This window comes from Bradyrhizobium sp. AZCC 1693 (genome assembly GCF_036924745.1).
Classification (GTDB): Bacteria; Pseudomonadota; Alphaproteobacteria; order Rhizobiales; family Xanthobacteraceae; genus Bradyrhizobium.
Genome location: NZ_JAZHSD010000001.1, coordinates 748,839 through 765,393, shown reverse-complemented (window position 1 = coordinate 765,393; position 16,555 = coordinate 748,839). Strand labels below are relative to the sequence as shown.

At 62.8% G+C, this 16,555-nt stretch carries 24 protein-coding genes; 10 read left to right on the top strand and 14 right to left on the bottom strand.

Annotated features, from left to right (window positions below):
- Positions 1 to 196 precede the first annotated feature (196 nt).
- Entirely contained in the window at positions 197 to 466 is a 270-nt protein-coding gene (locus V1293_RS03815) for a DUF2312 domain-containing protein (RefSeq protein WP_334506821.1), read from the bottom strand.
- Between the two features lie 110 nt (positions 467 to 576).
- On the opposite strand from V1293_RS03815, the gene pdxY reads away from it, so the two are divergent.
- Both pdxY and hisC read left to right on the top strand, forming a co-directional pair.
- The gene (pdxY, locus tag V1293_RS03810; protein WP_334506819.1) at positions 577 to 1,425 is read left to right on the top strand and encodes a pyridoxal kinase PdxY; all 849 of its coding nucleotides are present in this window, start codon (positions 577 to 579) and stop codon (positions 1,423 to 1,425) included.
- A gap of 136 nt (positions 1,426 to 1,561) precedes the next feature.
- Positions 1,562 to 2,626: a histidinol-phosphate transaminase gene (gene hisC / locus V1293_RS03805; RefSeq protein ID WP_334506818.1), complete on the top strand. Its 1,065-nt coding sequence runs from the start codon at positions 1,562 to 1,564 to the stop codon at positions 2,624 to 2,626.
- A 34-nt stretch (positions 2,627 to 2,660) separates the two neighbouring features.
- Here hisC and V1293_RS03800 read toward each other — a convergent pair whose 3' ends face one another.
- From V1293_RS03800 to V1293_RS03790, 3 genes are all read right to left on the bottom strand, one after another.
- A complete protein-coding gene (locus tag V1293_RS03800) occupies positions 2,661 to 3,248 on the bottom strand; it encodes a septal ring lytic transglycosylase RlpA family protein (protein ID WP_334506817.1) in 588 nt (195 codons plus the stop codon).
- Positions 3,249 to 3,437: 189 nt separating this feature from the next.
- Positions 3,438 to 4,838 (bottom strand): adenylate/guanylate cyclase domain-containing protein, encoded by a 1,401-nt coding sequence (locus V1293_RS03795; protein WP_334506815.1) that lies wholly within the window; start codon positions 4,836 to 4,838, stop codon positions 3,438 to 3,440.
- A gap of 183 nt (positions 4,839 to 5,021) precedes the next feature.
- Positions 5,022 to 5,294, bottom strand: coding sequence for a hypothetical protein (locus V1293_RS03790; RefSeq protein ID WP_334506813.1), 273 nt, complete (start codon positions 5,292 to 5,294; stop codon positions 5,022 to 5,024).
- A 158-nt stretch (positions 5,295 to 5,452) separates the two neighbouring features.
- Here V1293_RS03790 and V1293_RS03785 point away from each other — a divergent pair, with 158 nt between their 5' ends.
- On the top strand, positions 5,453 to 6,358 hold the full coding sequence (locus V1293_RS03785) for a ketopantoate reductase family protein (RefSeq protein ID WP_334506812.1): 906 nt from the start codon (positions 5,453 to 5,455) through the stop codon (positions 6,356 to 6,358).
- A gap of 101 nt (positions 6,359 to 6,459) precedes the next feature.
- Here V1293_RS03785 and V1293_RS03780 read toward each other — a convergent pair whose 3' ends face one another.
- From V1293_RS03780 to V1293_RS03765, 4 genes are all read right to left on the bottom strand, one after another.
- On the bottom strand, positions 6,460 to 6,642 hold the full coding sequence (locus V1293_RS03780; protein ID WP_212418709.1) for a hypothetical protein: 183 nt from the start codon (positions 6,640 to 6,642) through the stop codon (positions 6,460 to 6,462).
- Between the two features lie 123 nt (positions 6,643 to 6,765).
- Complete coding sequence (locus V1293_RS03775) at positions 6,766 to 7,119, bottom strand: hypothetical protein (protein ID WP_334506810.1); 354 nt, start codon at positions 7,117 to 7,119, stop codon at positions 6,766 to 6,768.
- Positions 7,120 to 7,274: 155 nt separating this feature from the next.
- Complete coding sequence (locus V1293_RS03770) at positions 7,275 to 7,865, bottom strand: NADPH-dependent FMN reductase (protein WP_334506808.1); 591 nt, start codon at positions 7,863 to 7,865, stop codon at positions 7,275 to 7,277.
- 230 nt (positions 7,866 to 8,095) lie between these two features.
- On the bottom strand, positions 8,096 to 8,464 hold the full coding sequence (locus tag V1293_RS03765; protein WP_334506806.1) for a hypothetical protein: 369 nt from the start codon (positions 8,462 to 8,464) through the stop codon (positions 8,096 to 8,098).
- 311 nt (positions 8,465 to 8,775) lie between these two features.
- On the opposite strand from V1293_RS03765, the gene V1293_RS03760 reads away from it, so the two are divergent.
- On the top strand, positions 8,776 to 9,009 hold the full coding sequence (locus tag V1293_RS03760) for a DUF6894 family protein (protein ID WP_334506804.1): 234 nt from the start codon (positions 8,776 to 8,778) through the stop codon (positions 9,007 to 9,009).
- Positions 9,010 to 9,018: 9 nt separating this feature from the next.
- Positions 9,019 to 9,201, top strand: coding sequence for a hypothetical protein (locus V1293_RS03755; RefSeq protein ID WP_334517069.1), 183 nt, complete (start codon positions 9,019 to 9,021; stop codon positions 9,199 to 9,201).
- On the opposite strand, the gene V1293_RS03750 is transcribed toward V1293_RS03755, so the two are convergent.
- Positions 9,198 to 9,950, bottom strand: a complete 753-nt coding sequence (locus V1293_RS03750) for an alpha/beta fold hydrolase (protein WP_334506802.1) — start codon at positions 9,948 to 9,950, stop codon at positions 9,198 to 9,200. The genes V1293_RS03755 and V1293_RS03750 overlap by 4 nt on opposite strands.
- Positions 9,951 to 10,172: 222 nt before the next feature.
- On the opposite strand from V1293_RS03750, the gene V1293_RS03745 reads away from it, so the two are divergent.
- The gene (locus tag V1293_RS03745; protein WP_334506800.1) at positions 10,173 to 11,201 is read left to right on the top strand and encodes a hypothetical protein; all 1,029 of its coding nucleotides are present in this window, start codon (positions 10,173 to 10,175) and stop codon (positions 11,199 to 11,201) included.
- A 165-nt stretch (positions 11,202 to 11,366) separates the two neighbouring features.
- Here V1293_RS03745 and V1293_RS03740 read toward each other — a convergent pair whose 3' ends face one another.
- Positions 11,367 to 11,552 (bottom strand): hypothetical protein, encoded by a 186-nt coding sequence (locus V1293_RS03740; protein WP_334506798.1) that lies wholly within the window; start codon positions 11,550 to 11,552, stop codon positions 11,367 to 11,369.
- A gap of 243 nt (positions 11,553 to 11,795) precedes the next feature.
- Between V1293_RS03740 and V1293_RS03735 the strand changes: the two genes are divergently transcribed.
- Both V1293_RS03735 and V1293_RS03730 read left to right on the top strand, forming a co-directional pair.
- Complete coding sequence (locus V1293_RS03735; protein ID WP_334506796.1) at positions 11,796 to 12,029, top strand: DUF6894 family protein; 234 nt, start codon at positions 11,796 to 11,798, stop codon at positions 12,027 to 12,029.
- 11 nt (positions 12,030 to 12,040) lie between these two features.
- Complete coding sequence (locus tag V1293_RS03730) at positions 12,041 to 12,202, top strand: hypothetical protein (RefSeq protein WP_334506794.1); 162 nt, start codon at positions 12,041 to 12,043, stop codon at positions 12,200 to 12,202.
- Positions 12,203 to 12,242: 40 nt separating this feature from the next.
- On the opposite strand, the gene V1293_RS03725 is transcribed toward V1293_RS03730, so the two are convergent.
- The gene (locus V1293_RS03725) at positions 12,243 to 13,031 is read right to left on the bottom strand and encodes an SDR family NAD(P)-dependent oxidoreductase (RefSeq protein ID WP_334506792.1); all 789 of its coding nucleotides are present in this window, start codon (positions 13,029 to 13,031) and stop codon (positions 12,243 to 12,245) included.
- A gap of 149 nt (positions 13,032 to 13,180) precedes the next feature.
- On the bottom strand, positions 13,181 to 13,531 hold the full coding sequence (locus tag V1293_RS03720; RefSeq protein ID WP_334506790.1) for a hypothetical protein: 351 nt from the start codon (positions 13,529 to 13,531) through the stop codon (positions 13,181 to 13,183).
- Between the two features lie 160 nt (positions 13,532 to 13,691).
- On the opposite strand from V1293_RS03720, the gene V1293_RS03715 reads away from it, so the two are divergent.
- Positions 13,692 to 14,126 (top strand): hypothetical protein, encoded by a 435-nt coding sequence (locus V1293_RS03715; protein ID WP_334506789.1) that lies wholly within the window; start codon positions 13,692 to 13,694, stop codon positions 14,124 to 14,126.
- A 20-nt stretch (positions 14,127 to 14,146) separates the two neighbouring features.
- On the opposite strand, the gene V1293_RS03710 is transcribed toward V1293_RS03715, so the two are convergent.
- Positions 14,147 to 14,386 carry a hypothetical protein gene (locus tag V1293_RS03710; protein WP_334506787.1) on the bottom strand — a complete coding sequence of 80 codons (240 nt, stop codon included), beginning with the start codon at positions 14,384 to 14,386 and terminating at the stop codon, positions 14,147 to 14,149.
- 224 nt (positions 14,387 to 14,610) lie between these two features.
- Here V1293_RS03710 and V1293_RS03705 point away from each other — a divergent pair, with 224 nt between their 5' ends.
- Complete coding sequence (locus V1293_RS03705; RefSeq protein ID WP_334506785.1) at positions 14,611 to 14,865, top strand: hypothetical protein; 255 nt, start codon at positions 14,611 to 14,613, stop codon at positions 14,863 to 14,865.
- Between the two features lie 814 nt (positions 14,866 to 15,679).
- Here the strand turns inward: V1293_RS03705 and V1293_RS03700 are convergent.
- Complete coding sequence (locus V1293_RS03700) at positions 15,680 to 16,441, bottom strand: SDR family oxidoreductase (RefSeq protein ID WP_334506783.1); 762 nt, start codon at positions 16,439 to 16,441, stop codon at positions 15,680 to 15,682.
- Between the last annotated feature and the right edge of the window lie 114 nt (positions 16,442 to 16,555).

Below are 16,555 nucleotides of genomic sequence, written 5' to 3'. Positions count from 1 at the left end.
CTTGCAGCAAGCCTGGATGAGTTGTCGGCCGCATTCGCGCGACCCGTTAGCTCATCCCGGCCGCGCATGAATCACCATCCGTCATGGCCGGGCTTGTCCCGGCCATCCACGTCTTTCGTGCTCAATTGGAGCAGAGACGTGGATCGCCGGCACAAGGCCGGGCATGACGAGCAAGTAGCTAGCGTCTTCGTTTCGCTCAGGCCGCCTTCGCGGTCTTTTCCGGCGGCGCGGTTTCCATGGCGCGCATGTAGAGATCGAGCAGGCTTTCGCGCTCGTCGCGCTCGTCCTGGTCCTGCTTGCGCAGCTTGATGATCTCCTTGAGGATCTTCACATCGAACCCTTCGCCCTTGGCCTCCGCAAACACTTCCTTCTTCTGCTCGTTCAGTTCAGCCAATTCGCTGTCGATATTCTCGATCCGCTCGACGAAAGAGCGAATCCGGCCGCCGGGAATGGTGACGTCAGACATGGTGCCTCCCTGTTTAATGAGGTGGTGAAAATGCCCGCAAACAAATAACCAATGTGTTAACCTCGGAGGGTTCCCGCCCCTGCAACCCGCTTATTCGCCGACTTGACCACATGAACGTGATTTCTATCCAGTCGCAGGTCGCCTACGGCCATGTCGGCAACAGCGCCGCGGTGTTTCCGATGCAGATGCACGGGATCGACGTAATTGCCGTGCCGACCACGCTGCTCAGCAACCGGCCGGGCTATCCGACCATCCGCGGCCGGGTTCTCGATAGAGAATTCGTCGCCGATCTCCTGCGCGGCATCGAGGAGCGCGGCGCGGTCGATGCCGCCACGATGATCCTGTCCGGCTATCTCGGCTCAGCCGACAACGCCGCCGTGGTCGCGGATTTTGTCGCGCGCGCCAAGGCCAAAAATCCGGCGCTGCTCTATTGCTGCGATCCCGTGCTCGGGGATCGCGACCGCGGACTGTTCGTCCACGCCGATATCCCGCCGCTGGTGCGCGATTTGCTGTGTCCGCTGGCCGATATCATCACGCCAAATCATTTCGAGTTTGAATGGCTGTGCGGCACGAAGGCCGCTTCGGTCGATCAGGTGCTCAAGGCAGCGCGCGCGTTCACGGCGCGCGGGACGGTCGTCGTCACCAGTGCCGAGCTTGCCGATACGCCGGGGGGCGAAATCGAGACCTTGGCTGTCGAGCGCGGAAAGGCATGGCGCGTCCGCACGCCAAAACTGCCGATCAGCCCGAACGGCACCGGCGATCTCTTTGCTGCGCTCTTGGTCGCCGCGCGCGTCCGCGGCGCCGACACGCCGGATGCACTCAGCCACGCTGCGTCTGCCATCTTCGCCGTGCTGGAACGCACCGCGGCCAGCGGTACCGAGGAAATGCGCATCGTCGAGAGCGCAGAGTGGCTTGTTCATCCGCAACGCAAATTTGAATGTATCGCCATCGGCCAGTAGGGCGGATTAGCCGAAGGCGTAATCCGCCATTCATCCGCGACCGATCGGCGGATTACGCTTCGCTAATCCGCCTGCTCGCTAACACCGCCCCCGGATATCGCTTCGCTCATCCGGATCTACGCGACTGGAGAGAAAAATGAGCCGTTTCTGGAGCAGCTTGACGCACGACCTGAAACCCTATGTGCCGGGCGAACAGCCTCGCATGGCGGAACTGGTCAAGCTCAACACCAATGAAAGTCCGTTTGGTCCTTCCCCGCGTGCGTTGGAAGCGATCCGCGGCGAGGCGGCTGATACGCTGCGTCTATATCCGGACCCACAGGCGTCAGCGCTGCGGGCCGCTTTGGCCACCTACCACCAGGTACGGTCAGAACATGTGTTCGTCGGCAATGGCTCGGACGAGGTGCTGGCCCACGCCTTCGCCGCGCTGCTGAAGCATGATGCCCCACTGCTCTTCCCTGACATCACCTACAGTTTCTACCCGGTCTATTGCCGCCTGTTCGGCATCGCTTACGAAACCGTCCCGCTTGATCAGGCCATGCAAATCCGCATTGCCGACTATCGCCGGCCGGCCGGCGCGCTCATCGTACCCAATCCGAATGCGCCTACAGGAATTGCGCTGTCACGGGCCGAGATCGTTGCGCTGCTGGAGCAACATCCTGACGCTCCCGTTATCATCGACGAGGCCTATGTTGATTTCGGCGCCGAGACCGCGATCCCGCTGGTCGCCTCCCACCCGAACCTTCTGGTCGTTCAAACCATGTCCAAGTCCCGGGCCCTGGCTGGCTTGCGGGTTGGCTATGCGATCGGCGACGCCGACCTGATCGAGGGGCTGACGCGGGTGAAAGACAGCTTCAACTCCTACCCCCTTGGCCGGCCCGCCCAGGCCGGCGCCATCGCCTCGCTGGAGGACGAAGCCTATTTTCAACAGAGCCGCGCGCGCGTGATCGAAGGCCGCGAGCGGCTGAATCGCGGCCTGGTCGGGCTCGGCTTCGAAGTGCTGCCGTCCTCCGCCAACTTCGTCTTCGCGCGTCATCCGGCGCACGAGGGCGCGGCGCTGGCGAGCGCGCTGCGCCAACGGGCGGTGATCGTCCGCCATTTTTCCGCGCCTCGTATCTCCGACTATCAGCGGATAAGTGTGGGCACCGACGGGCAGATCGACCGGCTGCTGTCGGCCCTATCGGACATCCTGGGCAGCGAGTAACGCGGATCAGCCCTACGGTCCCGCGCGCCGCCCGCTACTGCACGACGTCGAGTTTGACCTTGGCAACGCCCTTCCCCACCATTCCGAGCGCGTCGGCCGCGGAATAGGAGACGTCGACGACACGCCCCTGAACATAGGGACCGCGGTCATTAACCCGCACCGTCACCGAGCGGCCGCTCGCGACGTTTGTCACGCGCAACTTGGTGCCGAAGGGCAACGTCGGATGGGCGGCGGTCATATCGAGCGTGTTGAACTTTTCGCCGTTCGCGGTCTTCGTTCCCTCGGTGTAGAAGCTGGCCACCCCATGCGAGGCCGTTTTAGTGTCGGCGGCATCCCTGCGCGACGCCGGGATATGCCTTCTCACGGCGGCTACGCGCCTCTTCATCATGGACGATGTCGCTCGATCGTGGTCAAGCGACGCCTGCCGGCTGGCGCGAAGTTCGGATTTTTGGGTGATGACCGAGGACTGCGCGCAGGCCGCAAGCGATGCGGCTGCTAGCGAGACAGCAAGCAGCCGTACGAATTTCCCTGCGCGCGCGGCCGTGATTGATGGCGCTTTAAATTGAGTACGGCCTGCTCTGACGTCGACGCACGAAGTCCCGGTGCAACCAATGGAAGACATGTTGCAATCCCCCCGCTCGCGGCCTCAGCCCAAGCCGAAAACCAACACGCGGCAATGGCGGGACCGAATCCGGGCGGAAGCGTGGCCGGAGGCGATCAGGCGCGGTTTCCACAGCGCAATTCCGTTCGAGTGTGGTGATTGCGTCACAGGATTTAGCTGGATCCTGTAGCCACTAACAGCAAGCTGCGCTCAGGAAATCTCGTAGACCGACACCTTGTCCGCGATGCCGCTCAGCGCCACGCGTCTCGGCGTTGGCTTCAGCCCGTTGGTCTCAAGCAGGGCGCGCGCATGCGCCACCACCGATTCCGTCACCACGATCGAGCGTGAGGCAGCAAGGCCCTGGACGCGCGAGGCGATATTGACCGTCTGGCCGAAATAATCCTGCTGGCCATTGAGGGTGACCGCGAGGCATGAACCTTCATGGATGCCCATCTTCAAGCGCAGGCTCTGATGCTGACGCTCGGCGCCGAGATCGCTCATCGCCTCGCGCATGCGGATCGCCGCGGCAATGGCGCGGTCGGGCGTCTCGAAGGTCGCCATGACGGCATCGCCAATGGTCTTCACGATCGCTCCCCTTTCGGAGGCGATGATCTCCTGCAGCAGCCTGAAATGCTCGTTGACGAGATCGAAGGCTGTGAGGTCACCGACGCGCTCATAGAGCTCGGTCGAGTCCTTGAGATCGCTAAACAGGAAAGTCAGGCTCAGGATCTTGAGGCGCTGGCCAATGGCGAGCGTGTCGGTCCGGTAGATATCGCGAAAAGTCTGATTGGTGAGGAGGCGCGTTGCCGTGAGAACCGACTTGCGTCGCTTCAGAAGGTCGTCCAGCGCCGGGTTCGCCACCCATACCGCCGGCAACACGCGACCATCGGTACGGTTGTCCAGGGCGAGGCGCAGTGGCCCGGGACGCAAGGTAACGGTGTCGACGGGAACCTGGAGCCTGTTGAAGATCACGGACAGGTTCTGGCGCTCGCTGGTCTCTTCGCCGCTGACCTCCAGGAACTGGGCCGCATGCGTCACGGGATCGAACACGATCAACGTGCCCTGCGGCACCTGCAGGGAAAGGATGGCCCTTTCGCCTGCCGGCAAGTCGACGATTTCGAGCGTGACTTCGTCCAGCAGCTTCTCCAGATCGTCCGGAAGATCGATCGCCGAACTCCAGAAGATCTGGCGATAATATTCGGGTGCAGACAGTTCGTCGGGATTATGGGCCGCGATCTTGCGCACGCGCGGGCTTACCGTAAACGTCACCTCGACCAGATTATCGAGCGTCGTCTCATAGCCGGCGGCGCAGAAAGCGCAATTGTACTGCGTCCGATCCAGCGTCTTCAGGCTTTTGTTGGCGGAAAGAACCCCGGCGCAGCTCGGGCACATCACGCTCCATGTCATCTCGAACATGCCGAGCCCCACCGCATTCAGCAGCGCCGCGATGACCCGGTCTTCGTCGATGCCTTGCGTGCCTGCGAGATCAAGCGCGTTCATCTTGTTCAAGGCATGATCCGGGGCATCCCGCACCATACGCTCGAGCATGTCCACAACGGCTTCGTCGGACGACTGACGCAGCGCCGCAAATAACGTCTCGGTTTCGCTCATGCGACAATGCTACCTGAAAGAAGGCAGCGCGAACACCCGCTAACCCCTCCCGTGCGCGCATCGTTCGTAGCCCTCGCCGGCCGGCTTGCGCACGGCGCAATACGCGGAACCTGTCATTCATCAAGACAAAAAACCCGCGACGATGTCGCGGGCTTTTTGCTCAAGCGGCGATGAAGATGTCGATCAGCGAATGGCGCGACCGGTGGTTGGGCCCGGCGCGGCCGTCTCGGCCGTCCGTGTCGTCCGCGGTGTCAGGACGCTCAGCTGATGCGCAGTGGCTGCGGCGGCCAGCGCCGGCGATTGTTCCCTGACATCAGCGGCCCCCAGCACGCTGACCTGCGCCGCCGATATCGGCAGTCCCTTCGTTTCATAGGTCGGCAACTCCGCCGCAAAACCGGCAGTGGCACCCGCAATCGAGAATGCGGTGGCGGCGATGGAAAGGTAAGTCTTCTTCACTTCAATTCTCCGGGGTACGATTCGAAGCCATAACCTACACCTCTTTTGTTGCAATGCGATATCACGATATTGCATTGCAACAATGCAGTTCCCCGCACTCAATTAATGGTGAGAGCCCAACCAGTTAGCAGCAGGGCTCCACCGACCAGGAGAAGAACATGCAAGTCGCAGTCGTCGGGGCCGGAGCGGTCGGATGCTACTATGGGGGGCTGCTGCTGCGGGCCGGGCATGACGTGACGTTCATCGGCAGGCAGCCGCATGTCGACGCCATCAACGCTCATGGCCTGCTGCTCGACACCAAGACTTTCAAAGGACACCTGCCCACCAGGGCGGCAATCGACGCAACCGCGCTTGCCTCGCCCGACCTCGTGCTGGTTTGCGTGAAGTCAGCCGATACCGAGCAGGCCGGCCGGTCGCTCGCCGGGCGCCTGCGGCCGGACACATCCGTTCTCAGCCTGCAGAACGGCGTCGACAATGCGCCGCGCCTTGCCGCGGTCATCGGCCACACCGTCATTCCTGTGGTGGTCTATGTCGGCAGCGAGATGGCCGGGCCCGGCCATGTCAGGCATCACGGCGGCGGCGACCTCGCCATCGGCCCCTCCGCCGCGAGCGAAGCGCTGGCGCAAACGCTTCAAGCCGCCGGCATCGGCATCACGATCGCCGACGACATCGACAAAACGCTCTGGAGCAAGCTGATCATCAACTGCGCCTTTAATGCGCTTTCGGCCGTGGCCGGCATTTCCTACGGACCGATGCTGGAAGTCGAAGGTACAAGAAATGTCGTCACAAGCGCGGTGCAGGAAGCAGTATCCGTGGCGCGCGCCAGCAACGTATCGATATCAGACGATATCATCGAGCAGATCCTGAAAATCCCCGCGGTCATGCCCAACCAGATGTCGTCCACCGCGCAGGATCTTGCGCGCGGCAAGCCCAGCGAGATCGACTTTCTCAACGGCTATGTGGTGCGCAAGGGCGCGGAGTTGGGCATTGCCACGCCGACCAATCATGCCTTGCAGGTAATGGTGAAGCTGGCCGAACGAGGCAAGGAGATGTCGCGGAAATAACCCGAAACGCGAAGCCCGGATGAGCGTTAGCGACATCCGGGACCACGCCAATATCTCCCCGGACTTCGCTGACGCTCATCCGGGCGACGCGCGGCAATCGCCTACGCGACCAGTCGCTTCTCGAGAATCTTCCGAAAGTCCGTTGCGAGGCTGCCGTAGTAGCCGGCGAGCACCTCGTAAAAGCTCTGCTCGGCCTTGTCGGTTGCTGCCCGCGCCTGCTGTTCGCAGCGCGAGGCTTTCGTCTCGTACTTCTCCACCTTGGTCTTGAGCTCTGCCACCACCATCGTCGTTACTCCCCGCCACACGCACGCCCAGGATGCTAGGCCGGCAAAGGTCGAAAAGATGGCCGGGCTGAGGAGATTTCGTAGCGCAGGGGTGAGCAAGTCGTGGCCGATCGCGCGGACCGCCTATCGCGCCGGCACCGGCGCCGGCGGGCGCAATGATGACCGCGCCGTGCTCGCAGCCTGTGGCTTCTTCGCCGCGACGCGCTTTCCGCTGTCGATGGATTCCAGATAGGACGTCAGCGCCCAGGCCGAGCTGGAGCCGCTGGAATAGTGTTTTTGCAGAAACAGATAGAGCGTGAGGTGGAAGCGGCCCTTGGCGAGCCCGCGCGGGCTGCGATGACAGGACGCGCAACCTTCGGCGAACAGTTTTGGCGCCGGCTTGCCCTGATCGAGATTCTGCGCGAGGGCCACCGATCCGCCCATCGCGACGATCACGGCAAGAACAAGCAGACCGCAGCGCGCTTTCATTGGCGACATCAGTTTTTCCGGTACACAGAGTGGATGAGCGAGCTGCCTGCGGCGGCTCGGGGAAGAAGGCAGAGAAGAAGGCAGGCGAAGCGCAATCTGCTGTCCAGGCGTGGCGAAAAGTGGGTGCGCTTCCGCCATGATTGCGTTCCAATCAGGGCGTCATATCAATATGGCGGCCGCTTCTTTTCCCGCTGCGCCCTTGCCGCTTCCATCCACCACACGAGATCATCGGCAAAGCGCGGAAACGCGTGTGACAGCGCCTTGCCGCCCTCGCCGGCCGGCTTGCCGTCTTCGCTCAGCGTCTGCGCGATCGGCCCGACGGCGATCGAACTCGAAATCACCACCATGCCCATTTCCGAAAGCGTGCCGTGCCATGCGAGCGCTGCGCGCGCGCCGGAGAAACGGCCGGCCGAATAGCTGGCGATCGCGGCGGGGCGCCAGAACCATTCCTCGAGAAAATGATCGGTGAGGTTTTTCAGCCCCGGCTGCATGCCCCAATTGTATTCGCCTGTCACGAAGACAAAGCCGTCAGCGGCGCGGATCTGCCCGGCCAGTTTTTCGAGCGCGCCCGGCGCGCCGCCTTTCGGATATTCCTTGTACATGCGGTCCAGCATCGGCAGGCCAATCGCCTTGGCGTCGATCAGTTCGACATCGTCGCCGCGCGCGCGAAATCCCTCGACTACGAATTGCGCAAGGCGAATGCCCATGCGGTCGGAGCGGTAGGAGCCGTAAAAGACGAGAATGCGGTTGCTCATGGGACCTGCACCTTAAAGACATTGGATGATGCATCCGAACCATGCGGGCCCTGCCCATGCAAGTCCCGCGCCTGCCGCAATGAACCTGAAGGCCGCCGCGCGATGAACCGTAGCCTGGAGGGCGATGCTAGAGAGGTCGCCGGATATCGCTGCGCTCATCCGGATCTACGCGCTGAAAGCCAATAAAAAAGCGGCCGTCAGGCCGCTTTTTTGAGATTGGAAATTCCGGCTCACCAATAACCGGGGTCATCGCCGTAATAAGCATATGAATCGGCGAACGGCGCCGCTGCGATAGCGCCCGCCGTTCCGATCACGCCCGCAGCCACACCGGCAGCCAGCCCGACCGGTCCGCCAACATAGCCGGGACCGTAATAACGGGGACCGTAATGCACGCGAGGTCCGTAGTACACGCGAGGTCCGTAGTAGCTGTAGTCATAGCGGCTCGGCGTGCGCACGCCATATCCGCCACGCAGATAGTTGGAGTTCGGGTAGTTGAACCCGATCATGCCGGGCTCCTGGGTCGCTTCCTGCGACATCGCAGGCGTCGCAAGCGCCGTCGCAAGGATGGCGGCCGCGCCAAGCAGTGTCAGTTTCGTCATTGCTCACTCTCCATTGCATATGAAGAGCGAACGGACGAGACGAGATGCTTGTTCCGGCAGTCGATTCACAGCGCCGTGATTTCAGCCATGTCGCCGGCAAGAGAAAAGGCCGGCGGGCATTACGCCGCCGGCCTTCTCTTGCAACTGCCGGCTCGGGAGGTCCGGTTCCGCTGCGATTCCATGCCTAAAGTTTGACCACTACAGCATTAATAAAATCTTAACGACCGGATGTGAGGTGCATCACGGATGGGCAGAACCTTCTGGCGCTAGCTTCGTACCAATAAGAGCAGCTTCGCTTACAGGAGGCCAACATGACGCAAGTCTATTTCCACTGCTCGAACTCCCGGGAAGTCCGGCTCGATCGATCCGGCGAAGCGGTGAGCGACCTCGCCGAGGCGCGAGACCGCGCCGCCTGCATCGTCCGGTCGCTGATCATGGGACGCGACGCGGAGGACTGGCGCGACTGGGTCGTGCACGTGAACGACGATTTCGACGATGAGATCTTCGTTCTGCCGTTCGCCTTCGTCCTCGGCAAGCCGCACTGAGAGATTGCCATGCTGCCGACGCGACCGCCCTTCATGCCGCTGCTCCGCCGCCTCGACGCGATCGTGGCGCGCTGCCACCGCCTGATCGAGCGCGCCCGCGACCCCTATCGTCCCGAGCGCCACTATATGCGCGGCCCCGGCCCGAAATGGCACGCCAGGCATCGCGCTGATATCGCAGGAATTGCCCTCTAAGACGCGGCCAGCCGCGCGCCCGGCGCCAGATCCAGAAAATCCCTTATTCCCTTCGCGCTTTCCACGCCATGCGTGAGCACCATTCCAAGGTGATCTCCGGCCGTCGACAGGAAACGCAGGCTGTTGGCATCGGCGAACGCCTTGCGTCGCGGGTGCGCGGGATCGTCCTGTCCCTCCCAGATCATCACGTGGCAACCGGATTCCAGCACGGCTTTTCCGGCGCCATCGAGTTGGCCGAGCGCGTCAAAGCAGGCCCGTAGGCCGGGCTCCGATTCCGTCGTGACCGATCGGGTCAAATGCGGCGCGGTCAGCCGCGCGAATTTCATGAAGGCGTCGAACCGCAGCGGCCCCTGGCTGGTCGACGGCAGGCCGTTCAGGACGTCCCAGCCGCCGAGCACCAGCGACGAGAGCCGTTCGGGGTAATATTTCGCGACGCCGACGCCGAGCCACGCCCCCATCGAATGTCCGACCAGATGGGCGCGGGCGCAGTGGAGATCATCGATCACGGCGACGATATCGCCGGCCCGCGGCTCCTGACGGTAGCGATCGGCGTCCGGCGGCTTGTCGCTCACCCCGTGGCCGAGTGAGTCCACGCACGCCACGCGGTATCTGTCGGTCAGCGCATCGACGAATCCGCCCTGCTTCCACACACTGGCGTCCATCAGCATACCGTGCTGCAGCACGACCAGCGGCCCTTCGCCCTCCACCGTGTAATGAATCCTGTGCCCGCGATGAACGGCAAATGGCATGCAAAATCCCCCCGTGATTGGTCATGCGCAGATATGATCTTTGCGCTCCGGTTCCAGCACCCGGAACCCACGGCCCCAACCTCTTCACGAGATCGCCTTGCTTTGGTCAAACCTCGCTGGCCGTGTGGCGGCTGGACAAGGCTTTCTGGGCACGTTTTCCGACGCCGCAAAGCATGCTCGCCGCCCGATGCGGGTGACATTGGACTGAGCAAGGGACCGCCAATGCAATCCACGCCAACGCTGAAAGACACCGATCCGCACGACGTCTTTGCGATCGAAACGCTACTGGCCGCGCATGCCGAAAAGGCGCCGCATGCCGAGAAAGCGCCGCCGCTGGCGCATGATCCGGCCGCAGCGCCAGCCGCGCCGCAAATTCACGTCGCGTCCCCGGTTTCGGTCGGCGCGCCGACCCCGCAAGCCGAACCGACGTTTCGCGCACCGGACGCGCGCGATATCCAAGTCAACCGCGATATCCCGATCGAGAATATCAGGCCGGGCGAAATCAAGGTGGATGGTCTCAAGCTCCCCGGCGAACGGCCGATGGCCAAATGGACGAAGCGCGTAATCATGGCGCTCTTGGGCCTGTGCGGCGCCATCGCCGCCGCCGGATGGCAGCACTATGGCGATCAAGCGAAGGCGATGGCCCTCGAGTGGGCACCGCCCTTCGTGCTGGCTGCATTGCCATCGGCAACCATGCCCGCCGTCGCGGAGCAGCCGAGCGCTCCGGCCACCGAGGCCGCTGCAACAGATCAGGCCGCCGCGCCACCGGCGGCAGCGGCAGCGCCGGCGCCGGCGCAGCCCGAACCCACCGTCACTGCCGCGGCCGCTCCTTCAGCTGAGTCGACCCAATTGCAATCGATGGCACAGGATCTCGCCACGATGGGCCAGCAGGTCGACGAGCTGAAAGCCACCATCGCGCAGCTCAAGACGAGCCAGGCCCAAATGTCGCGTGAGCTTGCCAAAGCTACGGAGGCCAAAGCGGCCGAAACCAGGCCTGCCGAGCAGAACCTGCGGCCCAGGGTGTCGGCGCTGACGCCGCCTCCGTCGCGGCCGGCCGCTCCGCCGCCGGTACGCAAGCCGAAGCCGGCCTATTCCTATTCGCCGTCCTATTCGCCCGCGCCGATTGCCGCCGCTCCCGCTGCACCGCTCCCGCCGGCGCAGGCCGCCGCGCCGTTGCCGCCTGCGCCGCCCAAGCAAACGATTTCCGATGATGGCGAGCCGGTGGTGCGCCCGCCGATGCCGCTGCGGTAGCAAGCCGGATTCCACGTTATCACCAGTGCGAGCGCAATAGCGCTCGTCGCTACAGTGCGAGCGCTATTGCGCTCGTCGCCACAGTGCGGGCGCAATGGCGCCCGTCGCCGGGCGCGCATTCGCGCGCCCCACTGGCTCCATCAGGCCTTCGGTTTCGCGCGGAACTTAACTCTGGTGCGGTCCCCGCATCATCTTCATGGCGTCCTCGATATGACGCCACTCGGTGGCTTCCTCGACATCGCCCTTGCTCTCGCAATCCTGTGCATTGTGCGCGGCTTGCGCGATCGCGGTGAGGCCGTGCTTCTCCATCATTTGGCGCGCAATCGTATGGATCTGCATTTCCGACATCATGTCGCTCTCCCAGGGGTTCCACCAGTCCATGCCGCAGCGTTTCGCTTCGTCGCAGCTTGCTCGTGAAAACTGCCGAACCGAAAGTCTCGTTCCTCCCGCCGAGACGGATAATTTTCGGCCAAATTTGGGGATCACGCGGTTCCACCTGCGGGCCCCGTAATATCCCGTCCGCAATCTCCCCGAATATCAAGTCGGTCTTACGACTGGTATTTTCAGCGTGAATCGCAATCGCGGGAGTCGGACATGGCAAGAGTCTATTTCCACTACTCCAATTCCGAAGGCGTATGCATCGACCAGCGCGGCACCGCCGTCGGAAACCTGGCCGAGGTGCGCGACCACGCCGCCCGCGTCGTGCAGTCGCTGATAATGGCAGAGGGTCCGGAAGACTGGCGCGACTGGACGCTGCATGTCAGCGACGATCTCAACGACGAAATCTTCGACCTGCCGTTTTCGTCCATGCTCGGCAAGCTGCATTGAGAGAGGTCGCCATGCTGGCCATGCAACTGCTCCGACGCCTGGCAGAGATCGTAATCCATTGGCACAGGCTGGTCGATCTTGCCCGCAACCCCTACCGCCCCGAGCTGCACTACATGCGCGGCCCCGGCCCAAAATGGCACGCGAAGCACGCGGCGCTTAATCCGCAGTCGTAGGGCGCATTAGTCTTACTGCGTCACAATCCGCCCTGCATCCCTACAGATCCCCTAACTCCGGCGGCTCGAACCAGTTCGTCAGCGACAGGCCGCCGTCGATCACGATCGCGGCGCCCGTGACGTAGGCCGAGATCCGGTTTGACAGCACCGCCAACGCCAGCGGCGCAAGGTCGGTGGCCTGGCCGAGCCGGCCGAGCGGAATGTGTCTTGCGAGCGCGGGGTCGGCGACGAAGCCGCCGGCCGCGATCGCGCCGGGCACCAGCGCGTTGACGCGGATATTGAAGCGGCCGAACGTCTTGGCCAGCTCCTTCACCAGCATCGAAAGCCCTGCCTTCGACGTCGAGTAGTGCGGCAGGTTGCGCGGTGTGCCGGCATGCAGCGAGGTAAGCAGCAGGAACGAGCCGGGCGCTTTGCCGGCGATCAGCCCTCGCGCCAGTTCGCGCGAGAGATGGAATCCGGCTTCAAGATTCACCGCATGCATCTGCGCCCATATCTCCGTGCTGACGCCAAGCGCGTGATCGGTCTCGCGCCGCGGCGGCGAGGCGCTGTGCACGAAATGCGTCACGCGCCCCAGCGCGCTGGCTGCCTCCGCCAGCAGCCCATCGCGCGCCGCGGCATCGGCGAGGTCGCCGACCCAGGGCACCGCCAGTTCCGGCCGGGCCGAAGCCTTGATGGCCGCCGTCACCGTGTCCCGGTTCACATCGGCAAACACCGTGCGCACGCCCTCGCCGACCAGGGCTTGCGCGATCGCGCGGCCGATCCCGTTGCCCGCGCCGGTGACGAGCGCCGCCTCGCGCGCAGGGTCGAATGGATGGTTGAACAGGCTCATATCGGGTACCCCTTTCGAGGGATGTCGTCATGCCCGAACAAAAAGCGCGGAGCGCGTCCTCGCGCTGGATGTCCCGGGCATCCACCTCTTATCTCATCTCGGCCTCGGATTCATCAGCACGCAGCAAAAGGGGGATTGAGGCGAGCTTGCTACCTCGCCAATCGCTCAAAGTTGCGGATCCTGCCAGTGCTCAGTAACGCACCCGAAACATGCCCCTCGGCATTGCGTGTAAACCGAATGCGATTCTGCCCGTTCACGAACAGGTCAGTCGTGACGGGAAGCAGCGGCAGGTCCGCCACCTTCGATCGCACGACCAGATGACCGCCCTTCACTTCATACGGCGGGTCGATTTCGTCGCTGCGAAAGACGCCGGTGAAATCCTCAAGCTGTGCGACCGTTGGCTGATTGGCGATCGTGCGGCTGAACTGGAACGATTTGCCTGCTTTGGTTCGCGCAGTGAGGTCGCGGCCAAGAGAACAAGCAGATCCAGGCGCAATCACATCGGGTCAGGCCTCGCTATTCCCTTCCAGCTTGAGACAAAGTCTACACTACGCCTCACCCCCTTGCGCTGTATCAATTCAGCACCACCTGCACCGCTAGGTTGCTTTCACCTCGTCCAAAATCGTCCTAACTTTGCTTCGTAACCGGCGGGCACCGCCCATGCAAACCCGCGTTCGAAAAATCGCCCACGTTCTCGAACGCCTTGGGCTCGCCATGGCCGGCGCAGCGGGCGGGTTGTTTGTGGCGGCGCTGGTGGGCACGAGCCATTCTGCGCTCACCAATCAGGCCTTCCTGCTCCTGATGATGATCGGCGGCGCCGTTGGCTTTTATCTCGGTATCGATACGCCGCCATTGCCCTTAACGACATCGAGCGGCCGGCCCACCGATGGCGCCTGGGTCGGCAACATCGATACGCCGGAACTGCTCAGCGCAATCGGCACCTTCCTCGCGGCCTTCTCGGCTTTCGCTTGCGTCGGCGTGATCGTACTGCGCCACGATCCGCATTTGGCATGGATATCGATGATCATGGCCGGATGGGTGGTCGGCGTCGCCATGCAGATCGTCGCCGGCACGATCGCCCGCCTGCGCCGTTGATCAGGCAGACCGCCTCAGCTTCAGCTCTCGTCTTCCAGCGTCAGCACCAGGCCGGTCAGCGCCGCGCCGATGCCGAACATCAACCCGTAGGTCGTGACCAGCATCACCGTGGTCTGAACAGGCGCGCTGCTTTTTGCAACGAGATCCCTGACATGAAAGGAATCGATCAGGCTGAGCAGCAGGACCAGCGATAGCCCAAGCGCCACGCCCATCAAGAAATGGGTCAACAGCGCATTGAAGAGTGCCTTTTCCGGACGCATGGACGCCGTGCCTTGGGCATGATGCCAAACCAATAACGCGCAACCGAAGGAACTGGTTCCTGAGCGCAAGAACAGAATTCATCTTGCGCTGCGGCGCATGAGCGGCCCGGCTGTTTGCAAAGCGTTAAGCAAGCCCTGTCAACGCTTACCGGCATTTCCAAAAATTTCCACAATCCTCCTTAGGAAGAAGAAAGCATTCGCTTTCGAGATAAGGAAAATTTCCCATGCGGTTAGGGCAAGCGATCTTCTTCGGCGCGGCGGCCGCCCTCCTCACCCTGGCAGCGCCGACGCTCGCCAGGAACTCGAATTCCCATACGGCTACGGCGAAGGCAACGGAGGCGCCCGCGACCGGCTCCTGCCATGCCTACCAGCAGGCGGCCGACGGCTCATGGATGCAACAGCCCTGTCAGGAAATGGGTTCGAAGGCGCCGGCCCAATCCCACGACGCCGCAAAGAGTGCGACCGAAGAAACGCATTGATGCAGCGTAGGGTGGAGCAAAGGCGCCCTTGCGCCGTGCCCACCATCTATCGTCGATCGCGCATCTTGATGGAGGGTACGCTTTCGCTTTGCCAACCCTACGGACTGCGAACTGATTTGCTTCGCGCGCAAGCGCAATCCTGAAGCACAACTGCGACAAATCAACACGACGGGCAAATCAGTTCGGATTTTCCGAAATCACGTCAAGCCCCGGAATCAAAAATATTCCGCTTCCGCCGAAGGCCAAATCAGTCGCATAACTCCGCCCGTCGCACGGCAGATGAGGGGCGTTGGCCATCGTCACGAACGTGCTGTGAGATGCGATGGACGCAGATGGCGCGCTAGACGTACGCGCCTTACGCGTACGGCGAAGTCGTGTGGTCCTGACGCCGCGGTGCTGGCGCTAAGTTTCACGGGTTATCTCGTGGAGCGACGGTGGCAAGAAAGCCGTTCACCGGGGAGAGCTCGAAGTAAGCCGTAAAGCCATTGCGCAGGGAAGGCCGGAGTGTTCCCGCTGCCCTGTATGCTCGTGTGCGCGTTCTTATGCGCAAATTGCACACGAGACCGCGGGTGCAGCAAGCACCCGGTCTTCCCTGCGCCCTCTGTTCTCATCGAGGGCAACGAATATGCAAACCTCGGACGCAATGCGTCGCGAGACCGTAACGTTATATTCAGTCGTCATCGTCCGCCTTGTGCGCAATTGCGCACTGGGGCGGATGATCCAGTATCCAGAGGCGCCAGTGATTGAACAGATAGGCCGCGGCGTACTGGATGCCCGCCTTCGCGGGCATGACGAGCCCATGCAATTTTCGCCGTCATTGCGAGGAGCGAAACGCCGCCCTGCCCAGCCAATCGTCAAAACGCGTCGGCATGATCCGAGCGCCGTCGTCCGGCACCAGCGTTCGCAACGCGAGCGGTGCACCGAAATACGGCACGTCGGCGCCCGCCACGATCCTGCCGGTATCGCCCTGCTTGCGGAGCCAGCGGCCGACGAAGTCCGCAAGCGGCGCCACTTCGGGACCCGCGACCTCACGGATGCCGTTGGCGGGCTCGCCAACGGTTACATCGGCGAGCGCAACCGCGACCTCGTCGGAAAGCAACGGCTGCATCAACTGGCTGGAGACATGGACCTCGCCATCCCTGCGCCCGGAATCCGCGACCGCGCCGACGAACTCGAAGAACTGGGTGGCACGCAGGATCGTGTAGGCCAGGCCGGAATTTTCGATCAGGCGCTCCTGTGCGAGCTTGGCACGGAAATAGCCGCTACTCTCGAGCCGGTCGGTGCCGACGACCGACAGCGCAATGCAGTGCCGCACGCCGGCCTGCTTCGCAGCCGCGATCAGGTTGCGCGTCCCCGTCTCGAAGAAGTGCAGCACCGCCTTGTCCTCGAACGATGGCGAATTCGACACGTCAACGACGATGTCGATGCCTGCAAGCGCCGGTTGCAGTCCCTCCCCGGTCACGGCGTTGACGCCCCTGCTCGGCGACGCCTGCAGCACATCATGACCGCGCGACCGCAGCAACGGAGCCAACTTCGACCCGATGAGACCTGTACCGCCGATGATAACGATCTTCATTTCCTCACTCCTCTGTCTCTAAAAGCCGTGGCAACCCACTGCATTACAAGACGAAATGGAACAGGCCGGTGTGACACGCCCAACCGTAACCCTGGATTAATTAGCACCACCTAT

Bases quoted from the DNA above. Each gene is read 5' to 3' on its own strand.
- V1293_RS03745 (WP_334506800.1), top strand. From the start codon at position 10,173: ATGCAATCCACGCCAACGCTGAAAGACACCGATCCGCACGACGTCTTT.
- V1293_RS03780 (WP_212418709.1), bottom strand. From the start codon at position 6,642: ATGGTGGTGGCAGAGCTCAAGACCAAGGTGGAGAAGTACGAGACGAAA.
- V1293_RS03795 (WP_334506815.1), bottom strand. From the start codon at position 4,838: ATGAGCGAAACCGAGACGTTATTTGCGGCGCTGCGTCAGTCGTCCGAC.
- V1293_RS03715 (WP_334506789.1), top strand. From the start codon at position 13,692: ATGCAAACCCGCGTTCGAAAAATCGCCCACGTTCTCGAACGCCTTGGG.
- hisC (WP_334506818.1), top strand. From the start codon at position 1,562: ATGAGCCGTTTCTGGAGCAGCTTGACGCACGACCTGAAACCCTATGTG.
- V1293_RS03755 (WP_334517069.1), top strand. From the start codon at position 9,019: ATGCTGCCGACGCGACCGCCCTTCATGCCGCTGCTCCGCCGCCTCGAC.
- pdxY (WP_334506819.1), top strand. From the start codon at position 577: ATGAACGTGATTTCTATCCAGTCGCAGGTCGCCTACGGCCATGTCGGC.
- V1293_RS03815 (WP_334506821.1), bottom strand. From the start codon at position 466: ATGTCTGACGTCACCATTCCCGGCGGCCGGATTCGCTCTTTCGTCGAG.
- V1293_RS03770 (WP_334506808.1), bottom strand. From the start codon at position 7,865: ATGAGCAACCGCATTCTCGTCTTTTACGGCTCCTACCGCTCCGACCGC.
- V1293_RS03800 (WP_334506817.1), bottom strand. From the start codon at position 3,248: ATGTCTTCCATTGGTTGCACCGGGACTTCGTGCGTCGACGTCAGAGCA.
- V1293_RS03750 (WP_334506802.1), bottom strand. From the start codon at position 9,950: ATGCCATTTGCCGTTCATCGCGGGCACAGGATTCATTACACGGTGGAG.
- V1293_RS03705 (WP_334506785.1), top strand. From the start codon at position 14,611: ATGCGGTTAGGGCAAGCGATCTTCTTCGGCGCGGCGGCCGCCCTCCTC.
- V1293_RS03725 (WP_334506792.1), bottom strand. From the start codon at position 13,031: ATGAGCCTGTTCAACCATCCATTCGACCCTGCGCGCGAGGCGGCGCTC.
- V1293_RS03785 (WP_334506812.1), top strand. From the start codon at position 5,453: ATGCAAGTCGCAGTCGTCGGGGCCGGAGCGGTCGGATGCTACTATGGG.
- V1293_RS03765 (WP_334506806.1), bottom strand. From the start codon at position 8,464: ATGACGAAACTGACACTGCTTGGCGCGGCCGCCATCCTTGCGACGGCG.
- V1293_RS03740 (WP_334506798.1), bottom strand. From the start codon at position 11,552: ATGATGTCGGAAATGCAGATCCATACGATTGCGCGCCAAATGATGGAG.
- V1293_RS03730 (WP_334506794.1), top strand. From the start codon at position 12,041: ATGCTGGCCATGCAACTGCTCCGACGCCTGGCAGAGATCGTAATCCAT.
- V1293_RS03710 (WP_334506787.1), bottom strand. From the start codon at position 14,386: ATGCGTCCGGAAAAGGCACTCTTCAATGCGCTGTTGACCCATTTCTTG.
- V1293_RS03760 (WP_334506804.1), top strand. From the start codon at position 8,776: ATGACGCAAGTCTATTTCCACTGCTCGAACTCCCGGGAAGTCCGGCTC.
- V1293_RS03735 (WP_334506796.1), top strand. From the start codon at position 11,796: ATGGCAAGAGTCTATTTCCACTACTCCAATTCCGAAGGCGTATGCATC.
- V1293_RS03775 (WP_334506810.1), bottom strand. From the start codon at position 7,119: ATGTCGCCAATGAAAGCGCGCTGCGGTCTGCTTGTTCTTGCCGTGATC.
- V1293_RS03700 (WP_334506783.1), bottom strand. From the start codon at position 16,441: ATGAAGATCGTTATCATCGGCGGTACAGGTCTCATCGGGTCGAAGTTG.